This window comes from Robertmurraya korlensis, assembly GCF_023715225.1.
In the GTDB taxonomy this organism is placed as follows: domain Bacteria; phylum Bacillota; class Bacilli; order Bacillales; family Cytobacillaceae; genus Robertmurraya_A.
The window spans coordinates 41,953-59,366 of sequence record NZ_JAMBNS010000001.1 but is presented as its reverse complement, the minus strand read 5'-3'; the positions used below and the strand labels follow the sequence as shown (position 1 = coordinate 59,366).

The following is a 17,414-nucleotide window of genomic DNA, read 5'->3' as shown; positions in this document are numbered from 1 at the left end:
TTGGTGAAAGATATGAACTATGACGTAATTGTCATTGGTGGAGGACCTTCTGGACTGATGGCTTCCATCGCGGCAGGTGAAAAGGGAGCAAAAGTCCTTTTAATTGATAAAGGAGACAAGCTTGGACGAAAGCTTGCCATATCTGGAGGTGGTCGCTGTAATGTGACGAATCGCCTTCCAGTGGACGAAATAATCAAACATATCCCAGGTAACGGTCGCTTTTTATATAGTGCGTTTAGCATCTTCAATAACGAAGACATTATTTCTTTTTTTGAAAAGCTTGGCATTCAATTGAAAGAGGAAGACCACGGAAGAATGTTTCCTGTTTCTGACAAAGCACAATCTGTTGTAGATGCAATGATCAGAAGGATGAAAGAGCTTAGGGTGGATATACTCACAAACTCCCCTGTTGAAACCGTGGAATATAAAGATGGAAAAGCATCCGCTGTACGTTTAAAAAACAAAGAGAGCTATTCTGCGTCTGCGATTATTTTAGCAGTTGGAGGCAAATCAGTCCCTCATACCGGATCTACAGGAGATGGATATGCTTGGGCGGAAAAGGCCGGACATACCATCACAGAGCTATTTCCAACTGAAGTTCCTATCACTTCAAATGAGCCTTTCATTCAATCAAAGGAATTGCAAGGCCTATCCTTGCGTGGCGTCGGTCTTAGTGTGTTGAATCCAAAGGGCAAACCTCTCATCACTCATGAGATGGATATGATATTCACTCACTTTGGGATTAGTGGCCCGGCAGTACTTCGTTGCAGTCAGTATGTGGTGAAGGCGATGAAAAAGTGGAACCTAAAGGAAGTGGTGATGAGTATTGATGCCCTTCCAGGTAAAAAAGAGGAGCCACTTTTCCAAGAAATCATTGCGATGGTGAAGGCCGATCCAAAGAAAAGTATAAAAAATATATTGAAGGGCTATTTACCAGAACGCTATTTATTGTTTTTATTACAGGTTGCTGACATCGATGCAAACGAACAGGGGGGAGTCATTTCCCATGATAAGCTACGAAACTTTGTGAAAGTTTGCAAACAGTTTCAGTTTAAGGTGAATGGAACTCTTTCCCTAGAAAAAGCCTTTGTTACTGGTGGTGGAGTGTCAGTGAAAGAGGTTGAACCACAAACCATGGCCTCCAAGCTTGTTAATGGATTGTATTTTTGTGGGGAGATACTAGATATCCACGGATATACTGGTGGGTATAATATTACTTCTGCCCTTGTGACCGGACATTTAGCTGGTGCCAATAGTGCGGAGTATGCCTTGAGTCAAGCCTGAGGATTATTTTTCCTCAGGCTTTATATATAATCATGGCGGTAAAACAATAAATTTGCTCATCCACGTCCTCAGGTAAGGCAGCAATATTGTATTTAATATCAACTAGTTTTTGTTCATCCACCTTTTCGAGAAAACGATTCATTTTCTTTTCAAGATCTTTTTCATGCTCCTCATCAAACAGTTTGACTTGAATCATTAGTCTCACTCCCTTTTATTATTGAGTATTAACAAAATTCAGATATTTTAAAAGCATAAAAAAAAGCCTAGTTTCCTAGGCCCACACTACATTATTCTACTTTTCCAGTCCATTTCATCATGCCACCGACCATATTTACTACATTATAGCCGTGATCATGCAAGAAATAGCACACATTTTCACTTCTTGCACCTGAACGGCATATAAATATGTACTCCGTATCTTGATCTAATTCGTCTAAACGCATTGGAACTTCACCCATTTTAATATGCTTTGCACCAGGAATCATTCCAGCAGCTACTTCTTCATCCTCACGCACGTCGATCAGTTGTAATTTTTCCCCTTTTTCTAGCTTTTCTTGTAACTCTGCAGTTGTAATTTCTTTTACCATCCAACATTACCCCTTTTAATTTTCTTCTATCGTACACGACTTGTACGATACTTTTCAATCATTCTCTTTTAGAAAAAGAGCACCTGCCCGAAAACAGGTGCTCAAATCAACCCTAATTAATTAGCAACAATATTCACTAGCTTTCCAGGAACAGCGATAACTTTTCGAACCGTCTTGCCATCGATTTGCTCTTTTACCGTTGTATCATCCATTGCTATTTGCTCAAGCGCTTCTTTATTTGCATCAGACGGTACCATAAGCTTCGCCTTCACCTTGCCGTTAATTTGAACAACAATTTCTACTTCGTCATCGACTAGCTTCGCTTCATCAAATGCTGGCCAAGCTTCATAAGAGACGCTTTCACTATGACCTAATTTTGACCAAAGCTCTTCAGCGATATGTGGACAAATCGGAGCAAGCAATTTCACAAAGCCCTCCACATAGTCTTTAGGAAGCACTGGTGTTTTATAAGCTTCGTTAATAAATACCATTAACTGTGAAATAGCCGTATTAAAGCGTAATCCTTCAAAGTCCTCTGTCACCTTTTTCACGGTTTGGTGATAGATCTTTTCAAGACTAGAAGAATCAACCGATTGAACCTTCTCAGCAATCTCCCCATTTTCATCTACTAACAAGCGCCAAATACGGTCTAAGAAGCGGCGTGAACCGTCTAATCCTTGTGTGGACCATGCGATAGAAGCTTCAAGTGGACCCATGAACATTTCGTATAAACGTAGCGTATCAGCACCATGAGTTCCAACGATCTCGTCAGGGTTTACGACATTCCCTTTTGACTTACTCATTTTTTCATTGTTTTCCCCAAGAATCATCCCTTGATTAAACAATTTTTGGAATGGTTCTTTCGTGCTTACAACACCGATATCATACAAAAACTTATGCCAGAATCGAGCATAAAGCAAGTGAAGAACCGCATGCTCTGCGCCACCGATATAAATATCTACTGGAAGCCACTCTTTTAACTTTTCTGGATCTGCTAACGCTTGATCATTCTTCGGATCAATATAACGTAGGTAATACCAGCAGCTTCCTGCCCATTGAGGCATCGTATTTGTTTCACGACGTCCTTTTTTGCCTGTACCAGGGTCAACTACGTTAACCCAGTCTTCGATATTCGCAAGTGGAGATTCGCCTGTACCAGACGGACGAATTTCTGTCGTTTTTGGCAATACCAATGGAAGCTCTGAATCAGGAACAGCTGTCATAGTTCCATCCTCCCAGTGAATGACTGGAATTGGCTCTCCCCAATAGCGTTGACGGCTAAATAACCAATCGCGTAGACGGTACGTAACCTTCTTCGTTCCGATTTCTTTTTCCTCTAACCAAGCAATCATACGAGAAATCGCTTCTTCTTTATTCATTCCATTTAAGAAGTCAGAGTTTACATGCTCGCCATCACCTGTGTATGCTTCCTTTGAAACATCTCCACCTGCAACTACTTCCACAATTGGCAATTCGAATTTTTTAGCAAATTCGTAGTCTCGCTCATCGTGACCTGGTACCGCCATGATCGCTCCTGTTCCATAGCTAACAAGTACATAATCAGCAATCCAGATAGGCATTTTCGCTCCATTAACCGGATTAATGGCATAAGCTCCTGTAAATACACCCGTTTTGTCTTTAGCTAAATCGGTACGCTCCAAATCACTCTTACTCTTTATCTGTTCAATATATGCTTGAACCGCGTTTCGCTGCTCTGCTGTCGTAATCTTTTCAACCAATGCATGCTCTGGTGCTAATACCGCATAGGTAGCACCGAATAATGTATCAGGTCTTGTGGTAAAAACGGTGAATTGACCGTCGTTCCCCTCAATATTAAAAGTAATCTCGGCTCCTTCAGAACGACCAATCCAGTTGCGTTGCATATCCTTTAAGCTCTCTGGCCAGTCAAGTTCTTCTAAATCCTCTAATAAACGATCCGCATACGCAGTAATTTTTAACACCCACTGCTTCATTGGACGGCGTTCAACAGGATGACCACCACGTTCACTTTTTCCATCAATGACTTCTTCATTTGATAATACGGTTCCCAGAGCTGGACACCAGTTTACGGCTACCTCATCAATATAGGCTAGGCCTTTTTCAAACAATTTTAAGAAAATCCATTGTGTCCATTTATAATATTCAGGATCTGTAGTATTCACTTCGCGATCCCAATCGTAAGAGAAACCTAGAGCCTTGATTTGACGCTTAAATGTGGCAATATTTAATGCTGTGAATTCAGCAGGATCATTCCCTGTGTCCAATGCATATTGCTCAGCTGGAAGACCGAACGCATCCCATCCCATTGGGTGTAACACGTTATAGCCTTGCGCACGCTTCATACGTGATAAAATGTCTGTTGCTGTGTACCCTTCTGGATGTCCTACATGCAGCCCTGCTCCAGATGGATATGGAAACATATCTAACGCATAAAATTTGCGCTTTCCTTTTTCTTCACTGGTTTGAAACGTCTTATTAGCATCCCAAAAGCTCTGCCACTTTTTTTCAATTTCTTGATGATTAAAGCTCACTTTTAATTCCTCCTAAAAATACTTGTTTAAACGCAAAAAATCCCGTCCCTATAAAAAGGGACGAGAGGATTATGTAGAATCTCCCGCGGTACCACCCACATTAGTGCACAAGTCACTCGCTTCATTATCCTTAACGCGGAATACGGCAAGCATTACTTTTCTTTCACACTTGCGACTCAAAGGCGAGTTCATGGACACCTGGTTGACTTTCACCATCCGTCAACTCTCTACTTTCAGGTAATTCTCACTACTACTCCTTATCATGGTCACCACATATTTAAGTATGATGCTATTGTAGTGTATTTTCTAGCTTGATGCAAGTTGTGTTTTGTAGCATATGATGATAAGGAGTAGAGTGTGTGTATTTTTTACTGAACCGTATAGCCTGCGTCAATAACAACCGCTTGACCAGTAATCCCTTTCGCCGCTTCACTTGCTAGAAAAATCGCGTAACTCGCAATCTCGTCAACAGTTAACAAGCGTTTTTGTGGGACGAGTGGGTAAATAACATCCTCGAGAACTCTTTCTAGCTCTACTCCTCTCGTCCTGGCCAGATCGGCTAGCTGATTTCGTACCAGAGGAGTGTCTACATAACCAGGGCAAAGAGCATTCACCGTAATCCCATAGGTTGCTGCTTCTAAGGCCGTTACTTTCGTTAACCCTATCACCCCATGCTTCGCACTATTGTATGCGGCTTTACCAGCGAACCCAACTAACCCATTGATAGAAGACATATTAATGATTCGCCCGAAGCCTTGTGTTTTCATATGAGGCAATACATGCTTTGTTAACATAAACGGTGCCGTTAACATGACTTTTATCAGCAGCTCAAACCTTTCTGTAGGAAAATCCTCAATAGAAGATACATGTTGAAGTCCTGCATTATTGATTAACACATCAATAGATCCTAAATGAGAAATCACCTGTTCAATTGCTGCAATAATTTCTACTTCTTTTGTTACATCGCATTTGATTCCCATTGCCTCAAAACCTAACGCTCGAAGCTCGTTTGCTGAAGTGACAACCGCTTCTTCATTGACATCCGTTAAGACAATCTTTGCACCTTGCTCAGCAAACTTTCTACTAATCTCATACCCGATTCCCTGGGCTGCCCCCGTTACAAAAACAATCGATTGGTCCTTCATAAGAAACTCCTTTCTAGATTCCTACACCTAAAGAGAACAAAATAATCGCCAGAATCACACCTAGAGTAGGTACTATGACGGTTACTGCACCAACTGGATTGTATGCATCCTTATGACTTTCCCCACAAATGGCTCGAACCGTGGTGACCACATATCCGTTATGTGGGAGAGAGTCCAATGCTCCAGATGAAATAGCCACGACACGGTGGAGTGCTTCCGGATTGACTCCCATATCCATGTAGTGAGGGGCAAGCAATGGCAATGCAATCGCTTGACCACCAGAGGCTGATCCTGTCATACCAGCAATGACACTAACTGCTATCGCCCCTCCAATAAGAGGGCTTCCCGGAATGCTCGTCATAAAGTCAACAGCCACTCCAAATGCAGGAACTGCCTTCGCTACACCACCAAATCCAACAACAGCAGCTGTATTTCCTATGGCAATCAATGCTCCAAGAGTTCCTTCTGAAACAGCACTCCAAAAGTTTTTAAAGTATTTACGGTTAAGGGCATACGTCGCGATAACACCACCTAAGAGAGCAATGATAAGTGCCGATTGCTTTAAGGAATCATGGAAAATAAATGAAATCGCAAGAACCACGACTAACGGCAAAATACCCATTAAAGGATTTGGTAGTTGTCTTTCTTCATTGACTGGATCACCATCTCGTTCAACAAAGCGCTCCCCTTTTTCCACCGCTTTTGTAATCATGCGCTTTAGCCACCAATAACCAAAAATCATCATAAATACGGCAACAATTAGGCTAACTTCCCAACCCGCATAAGGAGAAGTATTCAAATAATCGATTGGAATCCAGTTTTGAATTTCCGGTGAGCCAGCAGAGGTCATCGTAAAGGTAACCGATCCGAAGGCTAATGCTGCTGGTATAAAACGTCGTGGTAAGTTTGCTTGTTTAAACAAACTAAGTGCCATCGGATAGACAGAAAAGGCCACCACGAACAAACTTACTCCTCCATATGTTAAGACCGCACAGGCAGCAACAATGGCAAGAATGGCATACTTCATTCCAAGCTTCTCAACAATTAGCCTAGAAACTGAATCAGCTGCACCGCTATCTTCCATAACTTTTCCAAAGATAGCCCCTAGAAGGAACATTAAATACCATGCCGTAACAAAGCTAGAGAAACCAGACATATAGTTTCCAACAAGGTTCGCTTCCCCTTCTGCCACAAGTTGTGGAAACAATGGCATTCCATTCAGAACAGCTACAAACAATGCTGATAATGGACCTGCGACAAGTAAATTCATTCCTCGCATCGTTAAGAAAATTAATAAGGCCAAACCACCAATTAAACCAATCATACTTAGCATCTTATTTCCCCCTTTGTAGTCGCACTAAATTGCAAACGGTTACACTCTTCTTTTGCATCCTCCCTTCCCTTTTACTTATGCAAGGATCGTGCCAAACCGTTAATCCTTATTGTAGTGTGTTTTTTATGACTTTTTGGTGAACATTCATTCCGGATTTCTGGACTGAACAGTCTATTAGATTAAAAAAATCATAGAGTAGATTTCAAAAAAAACATGTCCTTTACCTGAAAAGTATTAATAAAATCATAGACGGAAAGAAGTCCAGAAATCTGGAACATATTCCGAATTTCTGGACTACTCAAGCCCATATTTTTTTAATTTATCATACATAGTTGATTTACTTATCCCTAGTGCTTTAGCTGCCAAAAGCTTATCATGGTTATACTTTACTAAGCTTTGCTGAAGAACTCTTCGCTCGGTTTCGTCCAATATTTCCTTTAGCTTCCTTTTTCCAAGTGGATATACAGAGGAGTCATGAATATAATCCGGTAAGGACTCGACTGTGATGCTTTCTCCATTTGTTAAATGAATGGCAGCCTCTATCACATTTTCTAACTCGCGAATATTTCCTGGCCAGCTATATGTTTGAAGCACTTCAAAAACCTCTTCACTTACTCCGTGAATTCTCTTCCCACTTTTTCTTGTAATCTTATTAATAAAATATTCTAATAAAATAGGAATATCTTCCATTCTTTCTCGTAATGAAGGTACTTGAAAGGGAACAACATTAATCCGATAAAATAGATCTTCCCGGAATCGTTTTTCTTCCATCATTTTTTCTAAAGGACGGTTAGTCGCAGCAATAATCCGAACATCTACATTCATTGGCTTTAGTGCCCCAACACTTTCAATTTCCCCTTCCTGAAGTGCACGCAGCAACTTTACCTGCATATTTAATGGCATATCGCCCACTTCGTCTAAGAAGAGAGTTCCTCCATCCGCTAGATGAAACTTTCCTTTTTTTCCACCTTTTTTTGCCCCCGTGAACGCACCCTCCTCATAGCCAAAAAGCTCAGATTCTAATAGATGTTCTGGAATGGCTGCACAGTTGATTTTAACGAATGGCTGATGACTTCGATTGCTGAGTTGATGAAGGCTGTGTGCAAAAAGCTCCTTTCCCGTACCGCTTTCTCCCCGAATCAGGATCGATATATCACTCGCCGCAATCATCTTGACCTTTTCTTTTAAGCTCACAATTTGCTTTGAAGTCCCAAGAATATCTTCTAAAGAGTATTTCACACTTCGATCCAGATCTTGTATGTAACTTTGCATCTTTGACAGCAAGCTCTTTACATGTGAGTTCATCTTCATCCATTCTTGTGTATCTCGAAAGAAAACGGTTCCAAACGCCCCAATCACTTCCCCTTTTGAAAAAATAGGGAGACGATTCGCAATCATATAATTGCCTTTAATATACTGAAGATCTGCAATTTCTTCCTTTCCAGTTCTTGCTACAATATGCATTCTTGAATTCTCAATTACTTTTGATACATGAACACCAATTACTTCATCTCTGTTCACATCAAGAAACTCACAATAATTTTTATTTATATAAGTAATTAACCCTTCTCTATCAACAACCACTAGCCACTCAAATGCATGTTCAACAATTGTTTCAATCGTATCCACCGAAAGTTTTGACAACGCTTGAATCATAGGATGGCTCCTCTGCTTTTTATTTCATTATCATATTTTTCAGATAATAGTGTAAAGAAGAAAAAAACTGATTGATTATTTCAATCAGTTTTTCTACCTAAGAATGACTACTCTTCTTTAATCTCAAACTCCCCAATACCAAGATCTGCATTCACCGTTATTGTGACGTCACTTTTACCAAACTTGTCATTTACGTAGACTCCATCTCCCTCTGACGATAATCCTTCCACAGATCTTATTCCTAAACCTTTTTCCGAAATAACCTTTACCCCAACATCTTTTGGTAAAATCAAGGTTGTGACTCCTACCCCCATATCCATAGTTACATCGAAACTATTCTTCCAGTCTCCACTTAAATCAACAGTAAAATCTCCAACACCTGCGTTAATTTGAAGGTCTTGAAGCTTTAATCCTGATAAGTTCAGCGTACTAGCGGAAGCACCAGAGTTCACAATTAATTCCAAAGGAACTTGATTGGTAACCTGTAGATTCCATTCATTTTTTAGGCCGCCCTTATTTACATTGATATCTTCGCTCTTTGACTGGTCTATAGAAATCTTTCCTGTATCTCCGGTTAATTTATAGGAAACCTCAGGCTCTAAATCTTTATTGTTGTATTTTGCCTCTCCAGTTACCCACTCCTTGGATCCTTGTTCCAATGTTAATTCTCCCGCTCCCATATTTATCTCAAGCTCCAATTCTTCTGCTTGATCCCTTTCAACCAATAGGCTTTTTTCATATGCATCCTTCCCAACTGCCAAGATATTACACCCTGCAAGCATTAAAACTCCCGTTGCTACCACTACACCATATATAAATTTTTTCATTTTTCTTCCTCCTTGAATTCTATACCTTGATTATAGAAGGAGATTGAAAAAATGTAGCGAGGCGCAAGCTTTAACTTCTCCTCAGACTTCAGGCTTAGAAACATCTGAGCAAAATAAAAAACTAGCTCAATAATAAGCTAGTTCATTACGCTTGTTTGTATTGTATCTTTCTGGTTTGAAGATTTCGATCATATAGGTATGTGGTTATGATGGAGATTACAAACAAAGTGATTAGGATTAACAACATCATAAATCATTTTCTACTGACAAAAAGAGAGTAAAAATATTCAATTAATTCTTAACAAAAAAAGTAAGAGTCCCAACGACTGTGGGACTCTTATCTTATTAAGAGCTTTGCTCCGGTTCTGGATGAAACTTTGATTTCACAGGCTGGCCGCCTTTGTTTTCATACTTCTTTTTTGCTGCTTTGACCTGATCGAAATCAGATCCAAGCTCTACATCTTGATTGTTGATTCCGTTTCGTGTTTTTTGCTCAGGGTTGTTTTGCTTCGAACGCTTTTTCATCCTTCTCCCCCTATCGATCAAGTAGCGTCATTTGGTTTTGGAGCTGCTGAATTTGCAGCCTCATGCGGTGCAGATCTTCTCGTTGTACCTCATTTGCACTTAATGCCATTTTTGCGACATCATTGTATGCATCCTCAAGCTCTCTCATAGCAATATCTAAGTTCTCATCGTTATAATGATCCTGCCTACTGCTTATGTTAAACTGTGTCTCGGCATTTCGTAATACCGCATTACATCTCTCAAAGAGGTTAATCATGGATTGATGAGTTGCCATTCTAAAGCCCCCCTTTTTCTTCTGACAAAGAAGCAATATGCTTCATATGTAGTTTGTACAAGTACCCCTTTTCTTACAACTTCTCTCTAGTGGCAGAACTCACCAATCATTTATTCAGTTGGTTGTCCACCCTTTTTCTGATAAAATGAGAATACTTTGATTGTAAGGAGATACGTAAGTGAGTAAGTTACATCCTTTTTTATACGCATCAGATAATAAGCGATATCATACATGGAATTACCACTTGAGACAAACCTTTGGACATAAAGTATTTAAAGTAGCACTTGATGGCGGCTTCGATTGTCCGAACCGAGACGGCACTGTTGCTTATGGAGGCTGTACCTTTTGTAGCGCAGCAGGCTCAGGAGATTTCGCAGGAAACAGAGTGGATGATTTAACGACACAGTTCCAAGATATAAAAGCAAAAATGCACTCAAAATGGAAAGATGGTAAGTATATGGCTTATTTTCAAGCCTATACCAATACGCATGGACCAATTGAGGAATTAAAAGAAAAATTCGAAAGTGTCCTTTCACAAGAAGGGGTTGTAGGTATATCTATAGCTACAAGACCTGATTGTCTACCTGACGAGGTGGTCGAGTATTTAGCCGAACTGAATAAAAGAACCTATTTATGGATTGAATTAGGTCTTCAAACCGTTCATGAACGAACAGCATTATTGATAAACAGAGCCCATGATTACCAATGTTATGTGGAGGGAGTAAATAAGCTCCGCAAGCATAATATTCGAATATGCTCACATATTATTAATGGATTGCCACTTGAATCATATGACATGATGATGACAACAGCAAAAGAAGTGGCTAAGCTGGATGTTCAAGGAATTAAGATTCATTTACTACATCTATTAAAAGGAACACCTATGGTGAAGCAATATGAGAAGGGAATGCTTGAGTTTCTTTCCTTTGAAAACTACGTAAGCTTAGTATGTGACCAATTAGAAATTTTACCACCTGAAATGATTGTCCATCGAATTACCGGGGATGGACCGATTGATTTAATGATTGGACCGATGTGGAGCGTAAATAAATGGGAAGTATTAAATGCAATTGACGCTGAACTCAAAAGAAGAGACAGCTGGCAAGGGAAGTTTCATCAGGTGGAGACGAGCCGCTTATGAAGCTAGAGAGAATTTTGCCCTTTGCGAGAAACTTGCTAGAAAAGGCATTTCTCCCGGATACTATAGCAGTAGATGCTACTTTAGGAAATGGACATGATACTTATTTTTTAGCAAAGCTCGCAAGCGGCACTGGACATGTGTATGGTTTTGATATTCAAGAACAAGCCATTCAAGCGACTAAGGAGCGCCTAGCGAAGGAAAACCTTTCAGACCGTGTCACCCTTATTCATCGTGGACATGAAGAGTTGAAAGACTGCATTCCCGAATCAGCAAAAGGAAAGATAACAGCAGCAATTTTTAACCTAGGATACCTTCCCGGAGGGGACAAAAGCATTGTTACAAAGCCTGAAACGACTATCTCTGCGATTGAGCAGCTTTTGGACCTTTTAGCTGTTGAGGGAATCATTGTCCTTGTCATTTATCATGGCCACAACGAAGGAGCAATTGAACGGGATGAACTTTTGCAATATGTGAAAGAATTAGATCAACAAAAGGCTCATGTCCTTCGTTATCAGTTTGAAAATCAGAAAAACAATGCCCCATTTATCATTGCTATTGAAAAACGCTCATAAAAAAACAGTCTGAAATTTGATTTCAGACTGTTTTTTACTGTGTTCGAGCTCGAAAAATATTCCATTTTTGCAGGGAACGATACAAACGTCCATTGATGTAGAAAAATAACCCTACGGGACCTGAATTCCATATCATTAATCGTGAAAGCTTTCTTATCCCTCTTTGATTACGTACTTTATCATCTGATAAATAAATTCCTAATAAACCTCGGTTAATCAACTGATGAAACCTTTTATACGGCAGATTTTCAATATGGCGATCTGCTTCATTTACAAAATAATTAAGTCGTTCAAACAATGCTTTTTCATCTTTATAGTAAAAACAAAAATTAAGATCACCACCATCTAAATCCTCTTCCTGGTCGATAAAGTAATCTAGAAGAATATGTAATCCTTGAACATAAGGGAAATAACCTTCACGAATAGAATTCGCATGGTGATGAGTAAATCCCTCGCTCATTGCAAATGAAACAAGGCAGAAGATTCCTAATGTAGAACCAGAGCAAGCAGAAAATTCATACCACTCCATTTCAGGTATTTTGTTTCTATGTTTACCAAACCAGTTTTTGAGTCGGGGAATTCGTTCTTCGTGTTGAACATGCTTATGAATTTGTAAATCGCAATAATAGCGGCATAATTCCAGCAAATGCTCTCGAATCATTTCGTACTTATCTAACCCTGCAAGAACCTCCTGACAAGTTGCTACTAGGTCATGTAAATACCCTCCATCATCCTGGTCTTCACGATGCTCATAATAATTCTTCTGCTCTTTCCCAACGGTAAGTGCATGTTCCATTGATTCATGCAAGGAAGCAAAATCATTCGGGTCAAGAGAAGTACTTCGGTCACATAAATTGTCTAAATAATCACTAATTGTCTGATAAGCAACGATAAAGCGAATCGCTTGTTCATAGCGGTCCATTCCCATTAAAGAAAGAATGCCACCGCCTTCACAATGAAACGTTTTGTGTTCAATGCTAGCTAGCGCTTGCTTCCGAAGCTCTAGATTCGGTATCTCATCCGCTCGTGCCTTCCAACCCCTTAGTTCTCTGTGAACAGCAGGTAAAACCTTCCTGTACACTTCCGTCATTAAGCTAATGGGCATTGTTGGAACACTCATTCATTTCACCTCACTCACACAATATATCCTAGTCCCTTTAACTGACCTTCCACAAAATCTTTAACATATAAAAATACTTCTTCCCGTTCTGGTTCATTAAACACTTCATGATAGCATTTTGGCCATTCCTTAAAACGTTTTTCCGAAAGTGGGACAGTGTTGAACCAATTTCTTACCTTTTCTTTATCTACGATCCTGTCATCCCCACTTTGAACGACCAATAATGGTGTGTCCTGTGTTCTTTTGATCATTGCGAATGCATTCTTCATCGCTTCTTCTAACTCACGATACCAGCGTACAGATACCTTTTTCACATATAAAGTGTCTTTAAGATCCAACTCTCTTACATCTTCATTTCTCGTTACCATGTCCAAAGAAATTCCTGAAGATACCCGTAAGGCTGGGAACACTTTATTTAAAATAAAGGTTGCCGCGTGTAGGATTGGAGAAGGCTTGTTCACCAAACCTAAGCATGGAGATGAAAGAATAACACCTGCTAGATTTAATCTCTCTTTTTGTAGAAGTCTTAGTGTAATCAGGCCGCCCATGCTGTGACCAATTAAGAAAACTGGCAAATCAAATTGATAGGATGCATCAATCCACTTTTTTACTTCATCCACATATTCTTCGAATGAATCGATATGCCCTCTTCTAGATCTTGTCGTTAATCCATGACCAGGCAAATCACCCATGACGACATGAAAGCCTGCATTTCTCCACTGCTCAATGAGCCAGCCGTATCTTCTATGGTGCTCCATCGCCCCATGAACGATAACAATTACTGCTCTAGCATTCCCTTCTGCTTCCCATTTCCACATATGTATTGCCCCTTCTGAAAAAAGTATAAGAAAATATGATGTAAATTCGTTATAGTAAATATATATGATTACATAAAGGAGGATGTTTATGATTTATCCTTATCATGATAAAACCCCAAAAATTTCCGAGAGTGCGTACCTTGCTGAATATACCACGGTTACTGGGGATGTTGTAATTGGTGACCATACAAGTATATGGTTCGGTACAGTTATCCGCGGTGATGTTGCTCCAACAATCATAGGGGACCGCGTGAACATTCAGGATAACTCTATTTTACACCAAAGTCCAAATAATCCGCTCATAATTGAAGATGAAGTAACCATTGGTCACCAAGTGATTTTGCATAGTTGTACCATCCGAAAGAAAGCTTTAGTTGGAATGGGTTCTATTATACTAGATCAGGCAGAAATTGGCGAAGGGGCATTCATTGGAGCCGGTAGTTTAGTTCCTCAAGGAAAAAAGATCCCACCGAACACGCTTGCATTTGGTCGCCCTGCCAAGGTGATTCGCGAGTTAACTGAGGCGGACATTAAGGATCGTGACAGAATCATGAACCAGTACGTAGAAAAAGGACAATACTACAAATCGATACAAAAATAAGAATTCTTAGAAAAAGTATCTTGAAACTAGAAGAAATATGCCGATATAACTAAAAATAGATTGCTCAACTAATTGTTTATCGGTGGTGCCTATGACTACACTAATGATATTAATAGGGACAATAATTCTCCTACTATTTATTTTCACACGTCTTATAAAGAAAAGCCCTTCTCTTATAACTTCTTTTTCCATTATTGGATTGGTTTTACTAGGGTTCTTTATCTTATATATAGCACAAACACCTCATATCGCGGAAGCCGTAGGCCGAATGAAAACCTGGGTACAAGCCCCCATTCATTCGACGAACACTTTTATCGATGATAAGGACCTAACGATTATTCCGTTAGAACAAACCGTTCTTTTAGATGCACCGGTCATCAACCAACTCCCTGAACTTCCACGCGGCTGTGAAGTTACGAGTTTAGCCATGCTATTACAATATGCTAATATTTCAGTAGATAAGATGACACTTGCTAAAGAAATCAAAAAAGACACTACAGCCTACAAGGTCTCCGGTGGAAAGGTTCACTATGGTCATCCTAATGACGGATTTGTAGGGAGCATGTATTCGAAAGAACTGCCTGGTTTAGGCGTGTACCATGAACCCATTAAAGAACTAGCTGAAAAATATTTACCTGGACAAATTGAAGATTTAACCGGTTCATCTTTTAATGATCTAAAAATACACCTTTCTGACAAGCGTCCTGTTTGGGTAATCACCAACACCTCTTTTAAAAAGCTGTCATCCAATCAATTTGTGACCTGGCATACTCCAAATGGTGTGATTGATATAACCTACAAAGAACACTCTGTTTTATTAACAGGCTTTGATAAGGACTATGTATACTTTAACGATCCATTAACAGGTGAAAAAAATAAAAAAGCACCCATAATGGATTTTGAAGAATCCTGGGTGCAAATGGGAAGTCAGGCAATTACCTACCTCCCTCTCTAATTAGCTTTGTAACACTTTTTCCGCTAAGTATTCCTTCTCGAAGGAATACTTTTTTTCTACATATACCTGATGCCATACCATAAACATGAGCACCGTCCAAATCTTTCTGCTATTATCAGCTTTTCCTTGGCAGTGATCCTCAAGCAATTGCAGCACATACGTCTTATTTAATAAATAATCTGTATCACTTTCTCTAATAATTGTCTTCGCCCACTCATTCATCTCAGCCTTTAACCAATGACGAATGGGAACAGGGAAGCCTAGCTTTTTCCGATTAAGAACATGTTCTGGTACAATTCCTTCTGCTGCTTTTCTAAGAACGTATTTCGTTGTTCCGTTGGCAGTTTTTAAACTTGTTGGAATTTTAGAAGCAACCTCAAAAACAGCTTTATCTAAAAACGGAACACGAAGTTCTAACGAATGAGCCATGGTCATTTTGTCAGCCTTTAATAAAATATCTCCACGCATCCATGTGTGAATATCAATATACTGCATACGGTCAACTGGATCGTAGCCTTCGCTTTCTTTATAAAGAGGCTTTGTGATATTGGTGAAATCTAAACCTTTGTTATACGTATTTAGCAGATCACTCTTTTCAAGCTCAGTAAACATTTTTGCGTTTCCGATATAGCGTTCTTCTAAAGGAGTCAAACCACGTTCAATAAAGCTCTTCCCACGCATTCCTTCTGGCATCATTTTCGCTAGTAAACGTAAAAATGCTTTTCCAACCTGTGGAATTTTATTAAACACCTCTAAACTCTGAGGCTCTCTATAAATATTGTATCCACCAAATAGCTCATCTGCACCTTCTCCAGATAGAACCACCGTCACATGCTTACGTGCTTCACGTGCCACAAAATATAAAGGCACACATGCAGGGTCTGCAAGCGGATCGTCCATATGCCACATAATCTTCGGCACTTCATTCATGTACTCTTCTGGAGTAATGATATAGCTAATATTCTCTACTCCAAGCTTATCAGCTGTTTCCTTTGCAACATCAATCTCACTAAACCCATTATGATCAAAACCTACAGAAAATGTCTTAATCGCCGGATGGAATTCTTTTGCAATCGAAGCAATGATCGAAGAATCAATTCCACCAGAAAGGAATGAACCAACAGGCACATCACTTCTCATATGAATTTTGACAGAATCGAAAAGAACATCTTTAATTTCCTTTACAAAATCACTTTCTGACTTTCTTACTGGGTGGAAATGAGCCTTCCAATAACGCTTGATTTCCATTTCAGATCCAATTTTCTTTGTAAAGTAGTGTCCTGGTTCTAATTTTGAAATCCCCTCTGACATTGTATAAGGCTCAGGAACAAACTGATATGTTAAGTAATACTGTAAAGAATCATAGTTCAATACATCGTTTTGCAATGCAAGTAAAATACTCTTTTTCTCAGATGCAAAGAAGGTCTTTTCCCCGTCATCAAAATAGAAAAAAGGCTTAATGCCGAATGGATCACGTGCTCCATAAAGCGTCTTCTCAACCTTATCCCAAATAACAAAAGCAAACATTCCACGAAGTTTCTCCACAGCTTTTTCCTTCAGATGGCTATATAGGGCAATAATTACTTCTGTATCGGAGCTTGTTGCAAAGGTTATTCCTTCTGCCAGTAACTCTTCTCTTAACTCAACATAGTTATAAATTTCACCGTTAAAAATAATCCAGTATCTCTCGTTTTCAAAATGAAGGGGTTGATGTCCACTTTCTATATCAATGATACTTAAACGACGAAACCCAAATTGAACATGAGAATCATAGAAATATCCGTCATCATCAGGTCCGCGATGCGTAATCACATTGTTCATATTTTCAAATTGTTGTTTTTGTCCATCACTAAACACTTGCGATTTGTCATGAACACATCCAATAAAACCACACATGTATGTAACTCACCTACTCCGTTCTTACGAGTTTAATCTTCCATTCAGAAAGAATACCTATTAATACTACCACTAAAATTATCGAATCGCACTGTCTAATTGACCATTTCCTAAAAATTCAAGCTTACTACCCATTGTTTACATCCCTT

General features: G+C 39.5%; 17 protein-coding genes and 1 other annotated feature. Of the genes, 5 read left to right on the top strand and 12 right to left on the bottom strand.

Annotation, left to right across the window (positions count from 1 at the left end; genetic code table 11):
* Positions 1-12 precede the first annotated feature (12 nt).
* Entirely contained in the window at positions 13-1,284 is a 1,272-nt protein-coding gene (locus M3175_RS00380; protein ID WP_251513403.1) for a BaiN/RdsA family NAD(P)/FAD-dependent oxidoreductase, read from the top strand.
* A gap of 13 nt (positions 1,285-1,297) precedes the next feature.
* On the opposite strand, the gene M3175_RS00375 is transcribed toward M3175_RS00380, so the two are convergent.
* The 9 genes from M3175_RS00375 to M3175_RS00335 all read right to left on the bottom strand — a co-directional run bounded on the left by M3175_RS00375 (position 1,298) and on the right by M3175_RS00335 (position 10,162).
* A complete protein-coding gene (locus tag M3175_RS00375) occupies positions 1,298-1,480 on the bottom strand; it encodes a sporulation protein Cse60 (RefSeq protein ID WP_066057499.1) in 183 nt (60 codons plus the stop codon).
* Positions 1,481-1,571: 91 nt separating this feature from the next.
* Entirely contained in the window at positions 1,572-1,871 is a 300-nt protein-coding gene (locus tag M3175_RS00370) for a rhodanese-like domain-containing protein (RefSeq protein ID WP_251513402.1), read from the bottom strand.
* A 116-nt stretch (positions 1,872-1,987) separates the two neighbouring features.
* Positions 1,988-4,402 carry a leucine--tRNA ligase gene (leuS, locus tag M3175_RS00365; RefSeq protein WP_251513400.1) on the bottom strand — a complete coding sequence of 805 codons (2,415 nt, stop codon included), beginning with the start codon at positions 4,400-4,402 and terminating at the stop codon, positions 1,988-1,990.
* Between the two features lie 53 nt (positions 4,403-4,455).
* Positions 4,456-4,675: a binding site (T-box leader), on the bottom strand.
* Positions 4,676-4,770: 95 nt separating this feature from the next.
* Positions 4,771-5,547, bottom strand: coding sequence for a 3-hydroxybutyrate dehydrogenase (locus M3175_RS00360; protein WP_251513399.1), 777 nt, complete (start codon positions 5,545-5,547; stop codon positions 4,771-4,773).
* Positions 5,548-5,560: 13 nt separating this feature from the next.
* Positions 5,561-6,880, bottom strand: coding sequence for a GntP family permease (locus M3175_RS00355; RefSeq protein WP_251513397.1), 1,320 nt, complete (start codon positions 6,878-6,880; stop codon positions 5,561-5,563).
* A 294-nt stretch (positions 6,881-7,174) separates the two neighbouring features.
* Complete coding sequence (locus M3175_RS00350; RefSeq protein WP_251513394.1) at positions 7,175-8,536, bottom strand: sigma-54 interaction domain-containing protein; 1,362 nt, start codon at positions 8,534-8,536, stop codon at positions 7,175-7,177.
* A 107-nt stretch (positions 8,537-8,643) separates the two neighbouring features.
* Positions 8,644-9,363 carry a toast rack family protein gene (locus M3175_RS00345; RefSeq protein ID WP_251513391.1) on the bottom strand — a complete coding sequence of 240 codons (720 nt, stop codon included), beginning with the start codon at positions 9,361-9,363 and terminating at the stop codon, positions 8,644-8,646.
* A gap of 345 nt (positions 9,364-9,708) precedes the next feature.
* Positions 9,709-9,888 carry a glycogen biosynthesis protein GlgD gene (locus tag M3175_RS00340; protein ID WP_251513390.1) on the bottom strand — a complete coding sequence of 60 codons (180 nt, stop codon included), beginning with the start codon at positions 9,886-9,888 and terminating at the stop codon, positions 9,709-9,711.
* A 10-nt stretch (positions 9,889-9,898) separates the two neighbouring features.
* Complete coding sequence (locus M3175_RS00335; RefSeq protein ID WP_251513388.1) at positions 9,899-10,162, bottom strand: YtzC family protein; 264 nt, start codon at positions 10,160-10,162, stop codon at positions 9,899-9,901.
* Between the two features lie 178 nt (positions 10,163-10,340).
* Between M3175_RS00335 and mnmL the strand changes: the two genes are divergently transcribed.
* Positions 10,341-11,303, top strand: a complete 963-nt coding sequence (gene mnmL, locus M3175_RS00330) for a tRNA modification radical SAM protein MnmL/YtqA (RefSeq protein WP_251513386.1) — start codon at positions 10,341-10,343, stop codon at positions 11,301-11,303.
* Complete coding sequence (gene mnmM / locus M3175_RS00325; RefSeq protein WP_251513384.1) at positions 11,300-11,875, top strand: tRNA 5-(aminomethyl)-2-thiouridylate-methyltransferase MnmM; 576 nt, start codon at positions 11,300-11,302, stop codon at positions 11,873-11,875. The genes mnmL and mnmM overlap by 4 nt, the downstream gene beginning before the upstream one ends.
* A gap of 34 nt (positions 11,876-11,909) precedes the next feature.
* Here the strand turns inward: mnmM and tbcS are convergent, their stop codons facing one another.
* Together tbcS and M3175_RS00315 are read right to left on the bottom strand one after the other, a co-directional pair.
* Positions 11,910-12,995 (bottom strand): tetraprenyl-beta-curcumene synthase, encoded by a 1,086-nt coding sequence (gene tbcS / locus M3175_RS00320; protein WP_251513383.1) that lies wholly within the window; start codon positions 12,993-12,995, stop codon positions 11,910-11,912.
* Between the two features lie 14 nt (positions 12,996-13,009).
* Positions 13,010-13,813 (bottom strand): alpha/beta hydrolase, encoded by an 804-nt coding sequence (locus tag M3175_RS00315; RefSeq protein ID WP_251513381.1) that lies wholly within the window; start codon positions 13,811-13,813, stop codon positions 13,010-13,012.
* An 88-nt stretch (positions 13,814-13,901) separates the two neighbouring features.
* Between M3175_RS00315 and M3175_RS00310 the strand changes: the two genes are divergently transcribed.
* Positions 13,902-14,414 carry a gamma carbonic anhydrase gene (locus M3175_RS00310; protein WP_251513378.1) on the top strand — a complete coding sequence of 171 codons (513 nt, stop codon included), beginning with the start codon at positions 13,902-13,904 and terminating at the stop codon, positions 14,412-14,414.
* Between the two features lie 91 nt (positions 14,415-14,505).
* Positions 14,506-15,369, top strand: coding sequence for a C39 family peptidase (locus M3175_RS00305; RefSeq protein WP_251513375.1), 864 nt, complete (start codon positions 14,506-14,508; stop codon positions 15,367-15,369).
* Here the strand turns inward: M3175_RS00305 and asnB are convergent, their stop codons facing one another.
* On the bottom strand, positions 15,370-17,265 hold the full coding sequence (gene asnB, locus M3175_RS00300; RefSeq protein ID WP_251513372.1) for an asparagine synthase (glutamine-hydrolyzing): 1,896 nt from the start codon (positions 17,263-17,265) through the stop codon (positions 15,370-15,372).
* Between the last annotated feature and the right edge of the window lie 149 nt (positions 17,266-17,414).

What these genes read in the sequence shown, in the direction of transcription:
- M3175_RS00335 (WP_251513388.1), bottom strand. Translation starts at nt 10,162, where the DNA reads ATGGCAACTCATCAATCCATGATTAACCTCTTTGAGAGATGTAATGCG.
- M3175_RS00370 (WP_251513402.1), bottom strand. Translation starts at nt 1,871, where the DNA reads ATGGTAAAAGAAATTACAACTGCAGAGTTACAAGAAAAGCTAGAAAAA.
- M3175_RS00305 (WP_251513375.1), top strand. Translation starts at nt 14,506, where the DNA reads ATGACTACACTAATGATATTAATAGGGACAATAATTCTCCTACTATTT.
- M3175_RS00340 (WP_251513390.1), bottom strand. Translation starts at nt 9,888, where the DNA reads ATGAAAAAGCGTTCGAAGCAAAACAACCCTGAGCAAAAAACACGAAAC.
- M3175_RS00315 (WP_251513381.1), bottom strand. Translation starts at nt 13,813, where the DNA reads ATGTGGAAATGGGAAGCAGAAGGGAATGCTAGAGCAGTAATTGTTATC.
- M3175_RS00375 (WP_066057499.1), bottom strand. Translation starts at nt 1,480, where the DNA reads ATGATTCAAGTCAAACTGTTTGATGAGGAGCATGAAAAAGATCTTGAA.
- M3175_RS00345 (WP_251513391.1), bottom strand. Translation starts at nt 9,363, where the DNA reads ATGAAAAAATTTATATATGGTGTAGTGGTAGCAACGGGAGTTTTAATG.
- mnmM (WP_251513384.1), top strand. Translation starts at nt 11,300, where the DNA reads ATGAAGCTAGAGAGAATTTTGCCCTTTGCGAGAAACTTGCTAGAAAAG.
- M3175_RS00360 (WP_251513399.1), bottom strand. Translation starts at nt 5,547, where the DNA reads ATGAAGGACCAATCGATTGTTTTTGTAACGGGGGCAGCCCAGGGAATC.
- M3175_RS00355 (WP_251513397.1), bottom strand. Translation starts at nt 6,880, where the DNA reads ATGCTAAGTATGATTGGTTTAATTGGTGGTTTGGCCTTATTAATTTTC.
- M3175_RS00350 (WP_251513394.1), bottom strand. Translation starts at nt 8,536, where the DNA reads ATGATTCAAGCGTTGTCAAAACTTTCGGTGGATACGATTGAAACAATT.
- tbcS (WP_251513383.1), bottom strand. Translation starts at nt 12,995, where the DNA reads ATGAGTGTTCCAACAATGCCCATTAGCTTAATGACGGAAGTGTACAGG.
- M3175_RS00310 (WP_251513378.1), top strand. Translation starts at nt 13,902, where the DNA reads ATGATTTATCCTTATCATGATAAAACCCCAAAAATTTCCGAGAGTGCG.
- asnB (WP_251513372.1), bottom strand. Translation starts at nt 17,265, where the DNA reads ATGTGTGGTTTTATTGGATGTGTTCATGACAAATCGCAAGTGTTTAGT.
- M3175_RS00380 (WP_251513403.1), top strand. Translation starts at nt 13, where the DNA reads ATGAACTATGACGTAATTGTCATTGGTGGAGGACCTTCTGGACTGATG.